We start from the raw sequence: 17,236 nt of genomic DNA on the forward strand, positions 1-17,236 counted from the left end.
TACCCGACAGGTCCATTTCGGGCGCGACCAAACCTGACTTGTCACGAATTGGGCGCAGCCTCTCTGGCAGCACTGACACAGAGATAATCAGCCTGGGACGCAGGCAAAAAATCAGAGGATAGTTTCCAGACGTGCCTAAATCTCTTCGCCAATGAAGGGATCGATTTGGCGGCATATACGACCCCGGCAAGTGCGGCAAACATGTCAACGGCGGCGTTAAGCCTACCAGTGCGGCGGAGGAAATGTCGGCCAGTTTGGGCGTCGCGCCTTGGAGCGCGCAGCTCTCAAATAGCAGGCGCGTTCCGAGGCGATGCCGTCCGCGGGCGCGGTAACGCGAAGGATGTGGCCGTTCTGGAGGTAGTTCTTCATTTTAGAGCCGTTTGGAGGAATGAAAGCAAAACCCAGGTCCGAGCCGCATACTGCTTTGACACAGCTGCCAGCCCGTCCCGGGAGATTTGGTTATTGAAATAGATGTTTCCTATCTAGAACTCGGCCGGCTAGTATCTTGCCAACCCGAGAGAACAGTTCTCACAGACCACTCACTGCCTTTCCCCTGGTTTGCCCAGACGGCCTTGACCGCCCTAGCCTGGATCGCAGCTGGCTTATACCCAAGGCTGCTACCAGAATTCCCAGAGGCGAGTTCTGTCCTCCTGTTAATCAGTATTAACCAAACTCACGCTTCCTACTGTGAACGGGTTCACATGTTTTCGATTTTATCTCCATGGGCACGTTTGAAACAATTTTGTTGCGTAAACCGAAGGTGTTGCGCTCCGGAAAATTCTCAGACCTGTCTGGAGTTCAGGATAGGCAATGAGGCGTCAGTGACCGAGTTTTTTCTTGACGATATCCGCAGGTGACGCGATCTGAATGATGCCCTTGCGCATCGTGATCTTGCTCTGGTCCTGCAAAAGCTTCAGCTGCTTGTTGATCGCCTCCCGCGTGACACCCAGCATCTCGGCCAACGCGCTTTGAGAAAACTTCCGGCCAAGGTCCAGCACTTCTTCGTTGAGCGTGCCGTGTTTCAATCCGAGTTCCGCAAGCTTCTGAAGCAGCCGCTGTGACAGATTCTCGAATGCGAAGTTCTGAAGCGTCTCGTTCGACTCGCGCAACCGCTGCGACAAAAATTGGATCAAATGCGCAGCAAGTGCCGGTTCTTCGGCCAGAAGCGCGACCATCGTGCCCGTTTCAAGGTGAAGCAGGCTGGAATCCTCCAGCGCGGTCACCGTTGCCGACCGCGGATCTGGGCTTACCAAAGTCATCTCGCCCAGGGGCGCGCCGTGTTCCGGCACCGCGAGGGTCAGCACGTCACCGTCCGTATTGACGATACTGACCCGAACCAGCCCAGTACACAGGACATAAAGACCGTCAGACGGATCGCCCTCGTGAAACAGAACCTGCCCGCGCGGAAGAAACACGCCGCGGGCCCGCCCCGCTATCCGTTGGGCCACGTCTTTCTTCAGGTCCGAGAAAAGCGGGCAGGAGCTGAGGTATTTGCGCTTCTGCTTGTCCGCGATGTTCATCGAATGCTCCGTTAGCGCGCGTGTGCAAACCAGTGAAACCAATTATAGCAAGCCGACCGCAAGAATCGCCACATAGGTCAGCTGATGCGCTGCCTGATCCAGGCCGACCAGCCGCCAGAACCCGGCCTCGCCAAGGTCGGCCTTTTCTGTCTGCAGGTTGGCCTTCTGCCAGTCGATGACATGATGCACGAAAACCTCGGCCAATCCCAGCGCGACGATCAGACCCGGCCCGCCAAGACCCGCAAGCGCCATGACCGGCAAACTGAGCAAACCGTGAAGACCCGCATGCGCCAGTCCCGCGGGGTGCATAAACTTCCCCTTGTGGGCGAGCATTTCACCCGTCTGCCATCGAAAGTCCGCGAAATAGTGTTTGACCTGTACGAGGACGAGAAAGATCAGGATCCCGGTCTCGGTCACTCTGCCGCTGCCTTCTGTCGTGTCAGGGCCTTGTTGGCCGCAACCAGCTTGCTGCGGGTATCCAGGTGCATGCCGCTTTCCAGCGCGCGCCGGAATTCGATGTCGGACTTTGCCAGTTCCGAGAGGGATTCAGACGATATCATGAAGAGACGGCTTGGCTCTGCCGTGCGCACGGTCGCGGAGGCAGGCCCCTTTTGCATGACGTTCATTTCGCCGACGAGCCCGCCGACAACCGTACCGATCTTTTCAGACGAAGAAAACACGTCAGCCGAACCTTTAGCGAGGTAAGTCAGGTGCGTGACGGGTTCGTTTTCCTGCGTGATCCTGATGCCCGGTTCGGCGTCGAGCCAGATGCCGTGATCAAAGAAGTTGCGCGCGGCTGTCCTGGAAAAGTCGGGAAAGATCCTCGCGACCAAGGCGCTTTCCTCCTCGTTCAACCGGGCCATGCGATCCAGAAGCAACATGCGCGTCAGGCCGACAAGGCTGATGATGATCCAGAAAATCTGAATGATCGCGGAAGACAGGTTGAAGGCGACGGTCAAACCGACAAGGACAAACGACGCCGCGAGGAAATTCAGGATGACGTACGGATAGCCGTGTCCGCGGATCACTCCGGTTTGCAATAAGGCATACGCCCCCAGATAAAGCGCGACACCGCAATATCCGATCCAATGGTAAACGTCTTCGGGGATACCATACAGCATCCGCTGGCTCCGTCAGGTGGCTCTGGTTTGCATCCGGTATACCACTTTTTCGAAGTCTGGCGAAGAACGGGTGCCCTTGGGCGATCATCATCAGTCACATTGACCGGCGAGGGATGATGACGCACTCTTGAAACGAGAACTGGATTGTTGATGCAATTGCTTTCTTAAAATTGTTCAAACTGCTGAAAGCACCGTCATTCGCATGTCGTCGAGAAAAGAATATCTGCTTGATACGCATCGCCTGTGCGATCCGGCCCAAACGATGGAGCGTGTCAGGCCTCACTTGTCCCGCATGGGGATCACACGCATCGCCAACCTAACGGGTCTGGATCGTATCGGATTGCCCACGGTGATGGTGACGCGGCCGAACTCCCGCTCGGTCGCGGTGTCGCTGGGCAAAGGGCTGTCGCTGGAGGCGGCGCAGGTTTCGGGTGTCATGGAAGCCATCGAGAGTTGGCATGCGGAAAGGATCGTGCGGCCGATCCGCCGCGAATCTTTCGCCGAATTGCAGGCCGAGGTGGCTGTTGCGGACGTTTCTCGCCTGCCTAAAGTCACTGGCGCCAGCTTTGACCCGCATCGGCGGATCTTGTGGGTCGAAGGGCGGGACCTTGGTCGGGATGCCGCCTGTTGGGTGCCGCTGGAGATGGTCGATACCGACTATACCGAGCCGCCGCATGGCGGTCACGGCGCGTTTCCGCGCACGACGAACGGGCTTGCGTCCGGCAATGACACCACCGAGGCGACCTGCCATGCGATCTGTGAACTGATCGAGCGGGACGCGACAACCTTGTGGCATTACGCGTCCGGCGACACGCGGATCGACCCCGCATCGGTTGACGACCCAAGGTGCCGGGATGCACTCAACCGATTGGTCGGTGCTGGCTTGGATGTCGGGCTGTGGGACACGACGTCGGATGTCGGCGTGCCCAGCTTTCGCTGCATGATTTGCGAGGCAGGCGACAGCCATGGCCATATCGGAATCGGCGATGGCTGCCACCCGGACCGCGCCATCGCCCTTCTGCGCGCGGTGACAGAGGCGGCGCAGACCCGGCTGACCTATATTTCCGGGGCGCGTGACGATCTGGACCCTTCGGAATTCACGACCGAGGCCGTGGCGGCCAGAGGGCGCTACGTGCGTCACCTGATCGCCAACGCGCCGCCAGCACGCAGTTTCCTGGACGGTCCGAATGTGACAACGGAAACCTTCGAGGACGACCTTGCATTGTTGTTGGCGCGTCTGTCCTCCGCCGGGATAGACCAAGTGGTGACGGTCGACCTGTCCCGTCCGGAATTCGGGATTTCGGTGATCCGCGCGGTCATTCCGGGGCTGGAGGCACCGCATGACGACCCGGATTTTATACCGGGCCCACGGGCGCGCGCCGTGCAGGCCGGTGCCGCATGAAGCCAGTGATTTTTGCAGGCCCGACGATAGACGCCGAGGCCATTCTCGCGGCACTGGACGCCGAGGTTCTGCCGCCCGTGGCACAGGGCGACGTTTATCGCGTGGCGCGTCGGTGCCCACCGGCCATCGGCATTATCGACGGCTATTTCGAAGGGGTGCCGTCGGTCTGGCACAAGGAAATCCTTTGGGCGATGGAGCAGGGCATTCCAGTTTTCGGAAGCGCCAGTATAGGGGCCCTGCGGGCCGCCGAACTGCACGATTTCGGCATGATCGGCGTCGGTGCGATATTCGAGGCCTACCTGAAAGGTGAGATTGCCGACGATGACGACGTGGCGGTCCAGCACGGGCCGGCCGAGCTTGGGTTCATGGCCCTGAGCGAGCCGATGGTATCCGTCCGCGCCACGGCGGAACGCGCCGTTGCTGCCAAGGTCCTGACGCCCGAGGCGGCCGAACTCTTGAACGCGACGGCAAAATCGCTGCACTACAAGAGCCGAACCTGGGATGAGATTTCCGCCCGACTTCTGCATGAGCCGAGCCTTGCCGCGTTATTCCCCTGGCTGCCTTCGGGCAAGGTCGACGCGAAAGGCGAAGACGCCCGGGCCATGCTGGTCCGCATGGCTGCGTTCCTCGAGAATGACATCCAAACTGACCAGGCCCATAGGGTCGAGCGGACGTTGGCCTGGCAAGGCTTGGTCCGGCGCATCGAGGGCGAAACCGATGCCGGAGCCGCTGCGTCGAAGGCCGTGCTGGACGAGTTGCGGCTGGACCCGGAGAGGTATGAGACCACGCGCAACAAGGCCATGTTGCGCGGTCTTGCCATAGAGGATGCGGAGCGCCGCGGTGCCCGGGCGGATCGCGAAACGCTGCGCGCTGTGATGGACCGGCATCGCCGCTTGAACAACCTGTCGCGTCGTGACGCTGTTCTGGACTGGCTGGAGGCGAACGACCTAGACGAGACCTGCTATGAGGCGCTGCTGGCGGAGGCTGCGCTGATCGAAGACACACGAGCCGCGCGGTCATCCGGGCTGGACGGGCATATTATGTCCGAGCTGCGCTGGTCCGGGGCCTATTCCGAGTTGAAGGCGCGGGCCGAGGCCAAGGCCCGGGCTATTGTCGAAAATGGCGCGCAGGCATCGCCGGACAGGCTGCGTCTGCTTGTCTGGTTTTTCGAAACCCGCCTGGGCCGCCCCGTACCCGACGACCCGGACGCATTCGCCCGGTCGCTTGGGCTGGACGGGCGCGATGAACTTATCGCTCTGATCGCACGCGAGTTCCTGTATAACTTGGATGAAGACGACGCGCTGAGGGCCGGAAGCCAGGGCTGATTCTGGCTCGAGGCATGGGGGCCGAAACGCAACGGAGGATCTGATGCAGTTTCCAGATTACGCGGCAGAGGACGAAGCGCCGGGCACGCGCTTTCTTCTGTTTCCGCAATCTCCGTTCGGGGAGGACGCGGCGGAACTGGAACTGGTCGAGATCTCGGCCCCGCCCGGTACGATCGGTCCCGGTCCGTCAGGGCCGCGCATGTACGTGGTCGACCCCATTGGTAAGACCATATCCTATGGCGCCATCGTGCCCGGGCCCGTCGGGCCGGGCATGTACCTTCCGCCCTGGAACGGGCAGCGCAACGCGCCGGCCATCCCCGATGAGTTCGGCAACTTCATCCACATCGCGCCCGATGACCCGGAATTCGAGGCGGCGCATCTATTCGGCTCGGCGCATTTCACGATGGATGTCTGGGAAGGGTATTTCGAGCGCCGGATCCCGTGGCATTTCGAGTCCGACTACGACAAGCTGGAACTGTCGCTGCTGCCCGGCCTCGACAATGCGCATATCGGCTGGGGTTTTCTGGAGACCGGCGGGACCACCGAGCATAAAGGTGAGTACAGGCCCTACAGCCTGAACTTCGATGTTGTCGCCCATGAAATCGGGCACGCGCTGATCTACAGCGTGATCGGCCTGCCCACTGAAGGAGACGCGTCGGGCGAATATTACGGTTTTCACGAATCCGCCGCGGACATGGTCGCGCTTCTGGCCTCGTTGCATTTCGGATCGGTAGTCGAGGCTCTGCTGGAGGAAACCCGGGGAAACCTTTACACTTACAATCGGCTCAACCGGTTTGCTGAAACGGCGCAGACAGCCCAGATCCGCATGGCGGCCAATGACAAACTGTTGTCGGATTTCTCGGCTGGCTGGACGAGCGAGCACGCTTTGTCGGAACCGCTGACCGGGGCCCTGTTCGACATCCTGATCGACTTGTTTCACGAACGGCTTCTGGAAACCGGGCTGATTACGCCGGAAATCGAAGACCTGTCGGATCGGCTCGAAGGTTCGCCCGAGTACAGCGACGTCATGCAGGACATGTTCGATGATCGCTACGCGCAAAACCCCGAAGGATTTCGGATTGCGCTCTTGGAAGCGCGGGACCTGATGGGTTCTTACCTGGCTGACGCATGGGATATGCTGGAAGCGGACGGGCTGAGCTATTCGCATGTCGAAGAGGCGCTGCTGGCCGTCGATCGCGACATATCCGGCGGGGCGTACCAACGGATCATCGAGGGTAATTTCCGTATGCGCGATATCGGCCTTACGCAGGTGGGTCCGAGACTGGCCGACCCCGATGGCGACAGCCATGCGGTTTCCGTGCGCACACGAGTGCCGCACCTGTAATAGTCTAAATACGTTTTGCGTTCTTTGTTGTTTGTGGCACCTTGTCGTTAATCCATTTTAAAAAGAGGGCATCATGTCGGAGTCTTTATTGAGCTTTTCAGAAGTGCTGTTGTTTGGCAGAATTCTTGATGATCTGGTGTATCAACGCAGAGCGTCCAGGACGCTTGGCGGCAACAAGCATCTGGATGACCAGTTCGCCTTGGCCGATGACAAGGAAAGCGAGCAGTCACCCGCTTTCGCCAAGATCTACGGTTTCGCCCACGAAGGCACGTATTTCGACCTGCCGGAACCCGTGATCTTTCTCGTTCACGGAAAAGGTCAAAGTGCCACCGACGGGGACCTTCCCGGCAACCTTGGGTCACGCGCGCCCAACGACCCCTCCAAAAGCGGGGTCGCCGCGGCCGACTTTCAAATCGCGAACGATATCCGGGTCTGGAGCTATGACAAGGCCGATCAGACCATGCGCATGGATGTGTCGACCGGCATGTTCGAACAGATACTGTTGGAAGCTTACTTCGCCGGTGACGGAGCGGGCGTAAGCGGCGCGAAGGTTAGCGGTGCAAAAGTCAGTGGCGCCAAGGTCAGTGGCGCGAAAGTGAGCGGTGCCAAGGTCAGCGGGGCAAAGGCGCGCGGCTCCGGCGACTGAACGCAAACGCGACCTTTGCGCAGCGGGGTCCAGCAATCAGAACCCGGCCTTTTTCAATCCTTCGAGGAAATGCTGCGTGTCTTCTGGCAGGCGGTCGGGAATTATCTGCTCCCAATGCTTGATCGAAAAGTTCGGATGCACGGTACGGTGTTTCTCGGCAATCTTGCTTGCCAACTCGATTTGGCCCAGCTGCGCGTAGCTTGCCGCCAGCATCCGTTGACCTTCTGTCGGGTTGTTCATCTTGCTGACGGTTTCGATCACCGCGTCATATTGCTTTAGATTGTAGTAAGCCCCGCCAAGATGCCAAAGGTACTGGTCCGGGAAGAACGGGTTCAATCGCATGGCGCGCTGCAGGTGCTGGATCGCCTCTTCGTTCTGGCCTGAATGCGCCAAGGCATCTGCATAGTCCGACAGCAAATCGGCATCGTTGGGATTGAGCTTGAGCGCACGATCATAAGCCCCGAGCGCCGCATCGTGTTCCTTGCGGTAAAGGTGAACGAATCCGAGTTCTCCGAATGCACGCGCATCGGTGGGATCGAGGTCGGCGGCCCGACGGGCATAGGAAAGAGCGGTGTCGAGCGCCTGATCTCCGTCCGCGTTCCAGGAGTAGCGCCAGTCGATGTTCAGGGTCCGCGACAGGGCCGCGGAGGCACGGGCATATTTCCCGTCCAGTGACAAAGCCTGTTCGTAGAGCATTCGCGCATGCTCGTTGTCACGCCGCGTGTACTTGAAGATCAGCTGCTGTGCCCGCAGCACGAAGCCGTAGGCCGCAAGGTCGGACGGGATCGAAGCACTGAAGCGCCGGCGTTCCTCTGCCTCGACCAGAACAGCGGCCGCCCCGACGATTGACGCGGTCATCTCGTCCTGAATCTCGAAGATGTCCTCCTGATCCCGGTCGTAGGTTTGGCCCCAGATCGTCCGAGACGAGTCGGTGTCTATCAGTTCGACCTTGATGCGCAACTTCGTCTTCGCGCGCTGAACGCTGCCGCGCACGACATAGCGCACCCCCAGTTTCGTGGCAGTTTTGCTTGGGGGCAGATCCTGCGCCCTGAACGCGAAGCTTGTGTTCCGATTGATGACGAACAGGTTCTTGAATTTGGAAAGCGCGAGAATGATGTCCTCGGTCAGTCCCTCCGCCAACCAGCTTTCGGACTCGTCGCCGCCGCGGATATCGAAGGGAAGAACGGCGATCGAAGGTGTGTCGGGCCGACTGTACTCCATCGAGGGCGCCGAAGGCCGAACCGTGGCCGCCATGGTTGCGCCCTCGACTTCGGTTCGGATGCAGAAGATGGGGACGGGCTGCTCGATGTTCTTAAGCATTTGCGGGCCAAGAAACTCGTAGCCCAGGCGCAGCTTGTTGCGCACCTGCTCATACACGCTGGAACTGACGAAGACACGGCCGGGTTCGGCGAGTTCTTGCAGTCGGGCTGCGATGTTGACGATGTCGCCATGAATGCCACGGTCGTCGAGCAGGAACTCACCAAGGTGGATTCCGACGCGAAAGCTGATCCTTTGCGCCAGGGGCAAGTCGGCATTGCTGCTCTCGGTGATACGTTGCAGTTCCACGCCGAAAAGCACGGCATCGGTCGCCGTGTCGAACCGGGCGAGGATGCCGTCGCCCTTGACGTCGACGAATTGTCCGCCGTTTTCGACACACGCCGCCTCGAGACGTTCCAGAAGGGCGCGCAAGGTCTTGTAGGTGTCAATCTCGTTCCGCCCCATGAGCCGGGAATACCCGACGACATCGGCAAACAAGACAGCCCCGAGCCGCTGTCTGAAAGTTGGTTCGCGTGCGTTCAACTATCCGGCTTTCATTCAGTGCGTTACCGACCTGTGCGGTGGCCATTTAGAACCCGAACTCTTCCCATCGCCAAACGCGATCACTGTTGTTTCTCCGAGTTCTTCTGCCAGCGCGTCTCGTCGAGTGTTCCAGTGCTCCGCCAGAAGACCGACGACGATCATGTCATGGAACTTCCCGTCGGAAAACCACGCTTGCCGCATCGTTCCCTCCACTTCGAAGCCGGCCTGACGGGTCAGATCGCGGCTGCCCGCGTTGTCCTTGCGATAGAAGGACGTCACCCGGTTCAATCCCAGTTGCCGAAATGCGAAATCCAGTATCAGCGCTGATGCCCGAATGCCAATTCCCTGCCGCCGGATCGCGTGGTCGACATAAAGTGCGATGACCGCATCGCGGTTGACGGGCGAAATGCGCTCAAGGCCTACGATGCCGGCAACGCCGGTGGGTTTGGACGTGATCGCGAACCAGCAATTGTCGTACGCGTTTTGCGGGGTGTCAGACATGTTCCACAGCCTCTCACTCGTCGCGAGATCGTAGGGGACGCGCGAATGTCGATCAAAGAGCGCCAAATCTCCCACTTCCTGAAACCATCGTGTGATGCACGTCAGGTCGGGCTTTTCCAATGGTCTCAATGAAAATGATTTGGAAGTATTGTCAGGCATGTGTCAAAACCGTTGAATGGAGCTTGTATAAAACAGCGTAGCACAAAGTTTGGGCAATCGGATATTCTGCTTTGCTGAACACTGGCATCTTTAGCACTGGGCTTAGTTGCTCGTCCCGAGCGTGAATAGGAAGCGCACGTATCGTTTTCAAACGAGGGAAAGGTTGACTATAGGGCAAGCTACATACGGTTTTTTTTGCTGTTCTTAGGGATGGCTGCAAAAGCTAATATTTTCACCTGTCAGGAATGCGGCGAAGCGGCACAAAGCCCCCCGCGCCACAGTAGGCATTGTCCTCTGCCACGAAACTCTATCATACGTTGTATTTCACCAGGGATTATTTTATAAAGTATAAAGTGATTGTAAAAGCATCTATATTTCAAAGATTTATTTGCTGGATTAGAAGGATTTATTGATACGCGCAGCAAGATGCGGCCCGAGGAACTGGGAGCACCACTCACGGATGCATACCTAGCCCCCGGTTCATGGACTGTTGATCTGCCGGATGACGGCCTCTCGGTTGGGGAAGATCCCGACAACGTTGGTGCGCCGCTTGATCTCTTTGTTGCGGCGTTCCAGCGGGCTCGTAAACGGTATTATCATCCCAGTGCCGATGCTGGGCCGTGATTTTCGGAACAGGGTGTATGCTGCGAGCATCCGGGACAGAGGCACCAGCGCCAGAAACCATCGTTCCAATGGACCCAAGGCTGACCATGCACTAACAATCAAACCGCACCAGTCAGATCAGGCTGCTCAGGTCAATGACTTATCATCCAAGGGCGGGAGGAAGGGAAACTCTTGGAACCGTCCGCGCGGTGGAGTGTGCGACTGGGCAGCTTTTTTGAGCTTGCAGAGCAGCACGAACAGCCGGGTCCATGGGACCTAGTGGATTTGGGCACATGCTGGCTGCGTTCGTTGGTGGCCATGGCGGCACGCTTACTTCCGTCCATGTTGGCAAAGGCTGGGGCGCGCAACAAAACGCGGGGCGAGGATGCCGCGCAGGTGGGGCAGACGCAAGGTTTGTCGAAATCCGCCATCGCGGCGAAATCGGTGAAGGGTCCGCATTCAGGGCAGCTGTAGTCATAGTAAGGCATTGAAATCTCCGCATAACTGGATTGACGGGCCACATCAGTGGCCCGTCTGGCAATCGGGGTCTCAGAGATCTGGAGCCAGCGGGATGTCGACCGAGCCATCGAGATGCTTGGTCGGTCCGTCGGAACCCGGCATGATGTCGAAATCGAAGATCTCGTTCGGCAGCCAGAGAGTGGCACAGGCGTTGGGAATATCCACCACACCCGAGATATGCCCCTGCACCGGCGCTGTGCCGAGAATCGCGTAGGCCTGCGCACCGGTATAGCCGAACTTCTTAAGGTACTCGATCGCATTGAGACACGCCTGGCGATAGGCGACGTGCACGTCGAGGTAATGTTGCTCGCCGCTTTCATCGACGGAGATGCCCTCGAAGATCAGGTAGTCGTCGTATTTCGGCGTGATCGGCGAGGGTTTGAAGATCGGGTTCTTGATCCCGTACTTCTCCATCCCGCCCTTGACCAGTTCGACCTGGATATGCAGCCAGCCGGCCATCTCGATCGCGCCGCAAAAAGTGATCTCGCCGTCGCCCTGGCTGAAGTGCAGGTCGCCCATCGAAAGGCCCGCGCCGTCAACATAGACCGGGAAGTAGCAGGTCGAGCCGCGGGAAAGATCCTTGATGTCGCAGTTGCCGCCATGTTCGCGCGGCGGAACAGTGCGGGCGGCCTCGCCGGCCGCTTTCATCTTCTCGTCGCCGATCAGCTTGCCCATATGCGCCGACTGGGTGTCGGGCAGAGCGGCAAGGGGCGGTACGCGGTCGGGATCGGTGTCCACCAGTGCCTTTTCACGGGTGTTCCACATATCCAGCATCTTGCGGTCGGGCAGACAGCCGATCAGGCCGGGGTGGATGAGGCCCGCATACTTGACCCCCGGCACGTGACGCGACGAGGTGAACATGCCGTGGAAATCCCAGATGGATTTCTGCGCCTCGGGGAAGTGATCGGTCAGGAAGCCGCCGCCATTCTGTTTCGAAAAGAATCCGTTGAAGCCCCAGTTCATCTCTTCCTTGGCGCCGATATCGAGGATGTGAACCTTCAGCAGGTCGCCCGGCTCGGCGCCCTTCACGCCGATGGGACCGGAGAGGTAGTGGACCTGTTCCAGTTCCACGTCGCGCACGTCGGCGGCATCGTCATCATTCTTGATCTGGCCGCCGGTCCAGTCGTAGGTCTCGATTTTGAAATCGTCCCCCGGCTCGACCCAGACGGCGATCGGGATGTCCGGGTGCCAGCGGTTGTGTACCGCCTCGTTGGTGTGCGGGCTATCGGAAAGATCGACCGAGATAAGCGTATCTGCCATGTTGTCCTCTCTTCAGTTTTGGTCAGACGGATAGGAATTTCGAGACTTTCGCCTCGTCGATGCCCTCGCGCGGGCTGTCATGGACGAAAGTGCCGTTCTCCAGAACGACGACCCGGTCCGCCACTTCGAGCGCGAAGGTCAGGACCTGTTCGGAGACGATGATGGACAGTCCTTTTTCGTCGCGAATGCGGCGCAGGGTGCGGGCCATTTCGCGGATGATCGACGGCTGGATGCCCTCGGTCGGTTCATCGAGCAGCAGTACCTTGGGCTTGGACGCGAGCGCCCGGGCGATGGCGAGCTGCTGTTGCTGGCCGCCGGACAGGTTGCCGCCACGGCGCGACTTCATTTCCAACAGCACCGGAAAGAGTTCGTAGATGTCCTCTGGCACGGATTTCTCTCCGGTGGACGTAAGGCCCGTCTCGACGTTCTCCTTCACGGTCATCGACGAAAAGATCATCCGGCCCTGCGGTACGTAGGCGATGCCGTTCTTGACGCGCTGGTGCGGCTTGAGGTCCGTCACCTCTGCGCCCTCGACACTGACGGCGCCGGATGTTGATGGCATGATGCCCATCAGCGTTTTCATCAGCGTGGTCTTGCCCATGCCGTTGCGGCCCATGATGGCGACGATCTCTCCAGGCTTCACATTAAGGTCCAGCCCGTGCAGCACCTCGCTTTGCCCGTAGGCGGATCGCAATTCCTTGACGTTCAACATCGGAGGTCCTTTCAATGTCCGAGGTAGACTTCGACGACCTTGGGGTCGGCCTGCACATGTTCCATCGAGCCTTCTGACAGGACCTTGCCCTGATGCAGGACGGTCACGCGGGTGGCGATGTCGGCGACGAAGCCCATGTCGTGCTCGATCACGATGACAGAGCGGTCGGCGATGATCCGGTTCAGGAGTTCCGCGGTCTTGCGACGCTCGGCCACCGACATGCCCGCAACGGGTTCGTCCAGCATCAAAAGCTCCGGATCTTGGATCAACAGCATCCCGATCTCGAGCCATTGTTTCTGACCGTGGCTGAGAAACGCGGCCTTCTGGGTCAGGTGATCGCTGAGAAAGATCATCTCGGCGATTTCTGCGATCCGGTCGCGTACGGCCTGGTCGCGCTTGAAGAACAGCGCGCCGAAGACACCGTGGCCCTTGGGATAGCTGAGCTCGAGATTGGCAAAGACAGTCAGATCCTCGTAGACCGACGGCGTCTGGAACTTGCGTCCTACCCCGGCATGCACGATCTGGTCCTCGCGCATCTTCAGCAGGTCCTTGCCCTTGAAGGCGACCGAGCCCGATGTGGCGCGGGTGCGCCCGCAGATGAGATCGAGCACGGTGGTCTTGCCCGCCCCGTTCGGGCCGATGATCACCCGGCACTCGTTGGGTTCGACATAGAAGCTGAGGTCGTTGACCGCCTTGAACCCGTCGAAGGACACCGTGAGGTCCTCGACCATCAGCACGAAGTTCTGGTTATCGTAATCCAGCATATCCTAACCTCATTCCGCCGGGGTTTCTTCGGCCGTGGCCGGGGTCGTGGATGCGGGGTGTTTTGCATCACCGCGCGGCCAGAGCGATTTCAGCCGCGGTTCGACATGATCGGCCCAGAGACCGGCGAGGCCGTTCGGGAAGGCCATCACAACCGCGATGAAGAGCGCGCCCAGACCGAAAAGCCAGAGTTCCGGGAAGCTTTCGGAAAATGTGGTCTTGGCGTAATTCACCAGAAGCGTACCGTAGACCGCACCGATGATCGAAAGCCGACCGCCGACGGCGGCGTAGATCACCATCTCGATCGAGGGCACGATGCCCACGAAGGTCGGGGACATGAAGCCCACCTGCAGCGTAAACATCGCCCCGCCGATGGCGGCGAAACCTGCCCCGAGGCAGAAGACGAAGATTTTGAAGTTGGCCACGTCATAACCCGAGAACCGAACACGATCTTCCTGGTCGCGCATGGCGATCAGAAGGCGGCCCAGCTTGGACTTGCGGACGAACTGCGCGATCAGCAGCACCGCAAAGAGCAACGCGCCGTTGACGAAGTAAAGCAGCGTCTTGGCGTCGTTGGTGCGGATATCCCAGCCGTTGAAGGTGCGCAGGTCGGTGATTCCGTTGACGCCGCCGGTAAAGCCCTGCTGGCCGATGATCAGGATCGTCAGGATTGCCGCGATGGCCTGGGTGATGATGGCAAAGTAGACGCCCCCCACGCGGCGGCGGAACATGGCCACCCCGATGATGAAGGCAAAGGCCACCGGCACGATCACCACCGCGATGAGCGTGAAGAAGAGCGAGTTGAACGGCTCCCACCACCACGGCAGCGCGGTCAGCTGGTTCCAGTCCATGAAATCGGGGATGCCCGGCGTCGACTGGATCGAGGTGTTTTCCGGCGTGGACGCCTCGAGCTTGAGGAACATGGCCATGCAGTAGCCGCCCAGCCCGAAGAAGATACCCTGCCCCAGGCTGAGGATACCCCCTACGCCCCAGCAGAGTACGAGACCGACCGCGACGAAGGCATAGGTCAGGTACTTGCCGAAGAGGTTGAGGCGGAAGGGTTCCAGCAGCAGCGGGAAGGCGACGAAGATGACCGCTGCGAGGATCGCATAGCCGACAATGTCGCGCCGGGTCAGGAAGGGGTGTTTGATCGGCATGGGTTGCATGGGTGCCTCCGGCTTACTTGCGCAGTTTCAGGGAGAAGAGACCCTGCGGGCGCAGCATCAGGATGCCGACCACGGTCAGGAGAGTGAGGACCTTGGCCATCGAACCGGAGATGAAGAACTCCATGATCGACTGTGCCTGGCTGATCGAGAAGGCGCTGGCGATGGTGCCCAGAAGGCTGCCCGCACCGCCGAACACGACCACGAGGAAGGTGTCGACGATATAAAGCTGTCCCGCCGTCGGCCCGGTAGAGCCGATCATGGTGAAGGCCGAACCTGCCACCCCCGCCACGCCGCAGCCGATGGCAAAGGTCATGCGGTCTGTCCAGGCGGTGTTGATGCCCACGGCATCGGCCATCTGACGATTGTTATTGATCGCGCGCACCTGCTTGCCCCAGCCCGAGCGGTAGAGCATGACGTAGACGCCGACCGATATGCCGACCGCGAGCACCATCACGAAGATGCCGTTGATCGGCACCTCGATCAGGTCCGTGAGCGGCAGAGAACCCATCATCCAATCGGGAATGGTGACACCCACCTCACGCGCGCCGAACACAGTGCGGTAAAGCTGTTGTAAAATCAGGCTGAGCCCCCAGGTGGCCAGCAGCGTGTCGAGCGGACGCTTGTAGAGGTGACGTATGAGTGCCCATTCCACCAGCATCCCCAGCGCGCCGGACGCGATGAACGCGAAGATCATTGCGATGAAGAAATAGATGCTGAACAGCGCCGGCATGTAATCGGCAAAAAGGTTCGACATCAGGTACGTCACGTAGGCACCGAGGATCATAAATTCGCCATGCGCCATGTTGATGACGCCCATCTGGCCGAAGATGATCGCAAGGCCGAGCGCCATGAGGACGAAGACCGAAAACAAGATGAGACCGGCAAATCCCTGCATGGCAAAGATCGCGGTCAGCTCGCTCATGGAATAGTCTGAGAACATGGAACGTCTTTCCGTTTCTGGAAGTGGGCAGCAGATCGCAGGAGGTCATGCCTGCGCCGCGCATTTCGGGCACGCGGCGCAGGCGGAGCGCAGTTCGCGCTCGGCCCGGTTACGCATTCGGGCCGGGCGCGGTCAGCGCTTACTGGTAGCCTTCTGGGAAGGGATCGGGCTCGACGAGGTCGGCGGTCTCGTAAACCACATCGTACTGGCCGTCCGTCTTTGCGCGGCCAACCCGTGTCTTGGACCACAGATGGTGGTTTTCGTGGACCTTGACATAGCCCTCCGGCGCCGTCTGAAGCTCGATGCCCGGGCTGGCCTCACGCACCTTGTCGACGTCAAATGAGCCGGCCTTTTCGACCGCCGCCTTCCACAGCCACGGACCAAGATAGGCCGCCTGCGTCACATCGCCGATGACGATGTCCTCGCCCCACATTTCCTTGAAGGCCGAAACGAATTCCTGGTTGTTCTCGTTCTCGAGGCTCTGGAAATACTTCATGCAGGCATAGGCGCCGTCGATGTTCTCGCCGCCGATGCCGCGGATCTCGTCCTCGGTGACCGAGATGGTCAGGACGATCGGGCTTTCCTCGGCCGGGTCGATGCCCGCGGCCTTGAGCTGTTTGTAGAAGGCCACGTTCGAGCCGCCCACGACGATGGCATAGATCACGTCGGGCTTGCGCAGACGGATCTTGTTGATGACCGAGTTGAACTGGGTGTGGCCGAGCGGATAATACTCTTCGCCCACGACCTCGCAGCCCTCCATGAAGTTCTCGATATGCTTGCGCGCGATCTTGTTCGAGGTGCGCGGCCAGATGTAGTCGGACCCAAGCAGGTAGAACGACTTGGCGCCCTTGGTCTGGTTCACCCAGTTGAGGCCCGCGATGATCTGCTGCGTGGCTTCCTGGCCGGTGTAGATGACGTTCGGGCTTTCCTCGAGGCCTTCGTAGAAGGTGGGATAGTAGAGGAAGCCGTTGTTCTGTTCGAAGACCGGCAGCACAGCCTTTCGGCTGGCCGAGGTCCAGCAGCCCATGACCGAAGCGACCTTGTCCTGCACCAGTAGCTTGCGCGCCTTTTCGGCGAAGGTAGGCCAATCGGATGCGCCGTCTTCCTGGATGTACTCGATCTTGCGGCCCAGGATCCCCCCCTGCGCGTTGATCTGCTCGATCGCCAGCTTCTCGGCTTGAACCGAGCCGGTTTCCGAGATCGCCATCGTGCCTGTGACCGAGTGCAGGATACCGCAGGTCACGGTATCGTCGGTGACGGCCAGACCGGTGGTGTTAATTTCCGCAGTCGGGTAATCTTGCGCTCGCAGCATTTTCGGCGCGAACAGAGACGCCGAAAGCGCTGCCCCGCCCGCGAGCACGGCGCGGCGGCTGAGGTTATTGATTCCGGTTGATTTTTTGCTGTCAGACATAGTGCCTCCTTGTCAGTGCAACAGTCGGTGAGACGGGACGAGTG

General features: G+C 59.7%; 16 protein-coding genes and 1 pseudogene. 4 read left to right on the forward strand and 13 right to left on the reverse strand.

Annotated features, from left to right (window positions below; all coding sequences use genetic code 11):
- Window positions 1-818: 818 nt before the first annotated feature.
- Genes RBB18_RS12200 through RBB18_RS12210 form a run of 3 tightly spaced genes read right to left on the reverse strand, consistent with a single transcriptional unit; the run spans window position 819 to window position 2,641 of the window.
- Complete coding sequence (locus RBB18_RS12200; RefSeq protein ID WP_274594427.1) at window positions 819-1,520, reverse strand: Crp/Fnr family transcriptional regulator; 702 nt, start codon at window positions 1,518-1,520, stop codon at window positions 819-821.
- A gap of 42 nt (window positions 1,521-1,562) precedes the next feature.
- A complete protein-coding gene (locus RBB18_RS12205; protein ID WP_306111011.1) occupies window positions 1,563-1,937 on the reverse strand; it encodes a DUF3307 domain-containing protein in 375 nt (124 codons plus the stop codon).
- A complete protein-coding gene (locus RBB18_RS12210; RefSeq protein WP_103762007.1) occupies window positions 1,934-2,641 on the reverse strand; it encodes a cyclic nucleotide-binding domain-containing protein in 708 nt (235 codons plus the stop codon). Before RBB18_RS12210 ends, RBB18_RS12205 begins: the two co-directional genes overlap by 4 nt.
- 202 nt (window positions 2,642-2,843) lie before the next feature.
- Here RBB18_RS12210 and RBB18_RS12215 point away from each other — a divergent pair, with 202 nt between their 5' ends.
- The 4 genes from RBB18_RS12215 (at window position 2,844) to RBB18_RS12230 (ending at window position 7,359) form a co-directional block, all read left to right on the forward strand.
- Window positions 2,844-4,043 (forward strand): YcaO-like family protein, encoded by a 1,200-nt coding sequence (locus RBB18_RS12215; protein ID WP_306111012.1) that lies wholly within the window; start codon window positions 2,844-2,846, stop codon window positions 4,041-4,043.
- Entirely contained in the window at window positions 4,040-5,368 is a 1,329-nt protein-coding gene (locus RBB18_RS12220) for a TfuA-like protein (protein ID WP_306111013.1), read from the forward strand. Before RBB18_RS12215 ends, RBB18_RS12220 begins: the two co-directional genes overlap by 4 nt.
- Before the next feature lie 43 nt (window positions 5,369-5,411).
- Entirely contained in the window at window positions 5,412-6,713 is a 1,302-nt protein-coding gene (locus RBB18_RS12225) for a hypothetical protein (protein WP_306111014.1), read from the forward strand.
- Window positions 6,714-6,849: 136 nt separating this feature from the next.
- Window positions 6,850-7,359, forward strand: coding sequence for a hypothetical protein (locus tag RBB18_RS12230; protein WP_306111015.1), 510 nt, complete (start codon window positions 6,850-6,852; stop codon window positions 7,357-7,359).
- Window positions 7,360-7,395: 36 nt separating this feature from the next.
- Here the strand turns inward: RBB18_RS12230 and RBB18_RS12235 are convergent, their stop codons facing one another.
- From RBB18_RS12235 to urtA, 10 genes and pseudogenes are all read right to left on the reverse strand, one after another.
- Window positions 7,396-9,114, reverse strand: a complete 1,719-nt coding sequence (locus RBB18_RS12235; RefSeq protein WP_306111016.1) for a tetratricopeptide repeat protein — start codon at window positions 9,112-9,114, stop codon at window positions 7,396-7,398.
- A gap of 60 nt (window positions 9,115-9,174) precedes the next feature.
- Window positions 9,175-9,819 (reverse strand): GNAT family N-acetyltransferase, encoded by a 645-nt coding sequence (locus tag RBB18_RS12240; protein ID WP_306111017.1) that lies wholly within the window; start codon window positions 9,817-9,819, stop codon window positions 9,175-9,177.
- Window positions 9,820-10,305: 486 nt separating this feature from the next.
- Window positions 10,306-10,404: pseudogene (locus RBB18_RS12245) on the reverse strand (transposase); the annotation flags it as partial.
- Between the two features lie 170 nt (window positions 10,405-10,574).
- Window positions 10,575-11,009 (reverse strand): zinc ribbon domain-containing protein, encoded by a 435-nt coding sequence (locus RBB18_RS12250; protein WP_371931643.1) that lies wholly within the window; start codon window positions 11,007-11,009, stop codon window positions 10,575-10,577.
- Window positions 10,972-12,201, reverse strand: coding sequence for a formamidase (gene fmdA / locus RBB18_RS12255; RefSeq protein WP_103762000.1), 1,230 nt, complete (start codon window positions 12,199-12,201; stop codon window positions 10,972-10,974). The genes RBB18_RS12250 and fmdA overlap by 38 nt, the downstream gene beginning before the upstream one ends.
- Before the next feature lie 22 nt (window positions 12,202-12,223).
- Window positions 12,224-12,913 (reverse strand): urea ABC transporter ATP-binding subunit UrtE, encoded by a 690-nt coding sequence (gene urtE / locus RBB18_RS12260; RefSeq protein WP_103761999.1) that lies wholly within the window; start codon window positions 12,911-12,913, stop codon window positions 12,224-12,226.
- 11 nt (window positions 12,914-12,924) lie between these two features.
- The gene (gene urtD / locus RBB18_RS12265) at window positions 12,925-13,677 is read right to left on the reverse strand and encodes an urea ABC transporter ATP-binding protein UrtD (protein ID WP_103761998.1); all 753 of its coding nucleotides are present in this window, start codon (window positions 13,675-13,677) and stop codon (window positions 12,925-12,927) included.
- A 9-nt stretch (window positions 13,678-13,686) separates the two neighbouring features.
- Complete coding sequence (urtC, locus tag RBB18_RS12270; protein WP_306111018.1) at window positions 13,687-14,841, reverse strand: urea ABC transporter permease subunit UrtC; 1,155 nt, start codon at window positions 14,839-14,841, stop codon at window positions 13,687-13,689.
- Between the two features lie 13 nt (window positions 14,842-14,854).
- Entirely contained in the window at window positions 14,855-15,763 is a 909-nt protein-coding gene (gene urtB, locus RBB18_RS12275; RefSeq protein WP_245890407.1) for an urea ABC transporter permease subunit UrtB, read from the reverse strand.
- A 157-nt stretch (window positions 15,764-15,920) separates the two neighbouring features.
- Window positions 15,921-17,192: an urea ABC transporter substrate-binding protein gene (gene urtA / locus RBB18_RS12280; protein WP_103761996.1), complete on the reverse strand. Its 1,272-nt coding sequence runs from the start codon at window positions 17,190-17,192 to the stop codon at window positions 15,921-15,923.
- Between the last annotated feature and the right edge of the window lie 44 nt (window positions 17,193-17,236).

This window comes from Roseovarius sp. MMSF_3298 (assembly GCF_030733705.1).
Taxonomy (GTDB): Bacteria; Pseudomonadota; Alphaproteobacteria; order Rhodobacterales; family Rhodobacteraceae; genus Roseovarius; species Roseovarius confluentis.

Bases quoted from the DNA above. Each gene is read 5' to 3' on its own strand.
- RBB18_RS12200 (WP_274594427.1), bottom strand. From the start codon at position 1,520: ATGAACATCGCGGACAAGCAGAAGCGCAAATACCTCAGCTCCTGCCCG.
- RBB18_RS12210 (WP_103762007.1), bottom strand. From the start codon at position 2,641: ATGCTGTATGGTATCCCCGAAGACGTTTACCATTGGATCGGATATTGC.
- RBB18_RS12215 (WP_306111012.1), top strand. From the start codon at position 2,844: ATGTCGTCGAGAAAAGAATATCTGCTTGATACGCATCGCCTGTGCGAT.
- RBB18_RS12220 (WP_306111013.1), top strand. From the start codon at position 4,040: ATGAAGCCAGTGATTTTTGCAGGCCCGACGATAGACGCCGAGGCCATT.
- RBB18_RS12225 (WP_306111014.1), top strand. From the start codon at position 5,412: ATGCAGTTTCCAGATTACGCGGCAGAGGACGAAGCGCCGGGCACGCGC.
- RBB18_RS12240 (WP_306111017.1), bottom strand. From the start codon at position 9,819: ATGCCTGACAATACTTCCAAATCATTTTCATTGAGACCATTGGAAAAG.
- RBB18_RS12250 (WP_371931643.1), bottom strand. From the start codon at position 11,009: ATGGCTCGGTCGACATCCCGCTGGCTCCAGATCTCTGAGACCCCGATT.
- fmdA (WP_103762000.1), bottom strand. From the start codon at position 12,201: ATGGCAGATACGCTTATCTCGGTCGATCTTTCCGATAGCCCGCACACC.
- urtE (WP_103761999.1), bottom strand. From the start codon at position 12,913: ATGTTGAACGTCAAGGAATTGCGATCCGCCTACGGGCAAAGCGAGGTG.
- urtD (WP_103761998.1), bottom strand. From the start codon at position 13,677: ATGCTGGATTACGATAACCAGAACTTCGTGCTGATGGTCGAGGACCTC.
- urtC (WP_306111018.1), bottom strand. From the start codon at position 14,841: ATGCAACCCATGCCGATCAAACACCCCTTCCTGACCCGGCGCGACATT.
- urtB (WP_245890407.1), bottom strand. From the start codon at position 15,763: ATGAGCGAGCTGACCGCGATCTTTGCCATGCAGGGATTTGCCGGTCTC.
- urtA (WP_103761996.1), bottom strand. From the start codon at position 17,192: ATGTCTGACAGCAAAAAATCAACCGGAATCAATAACCTCAGCCGCCGC.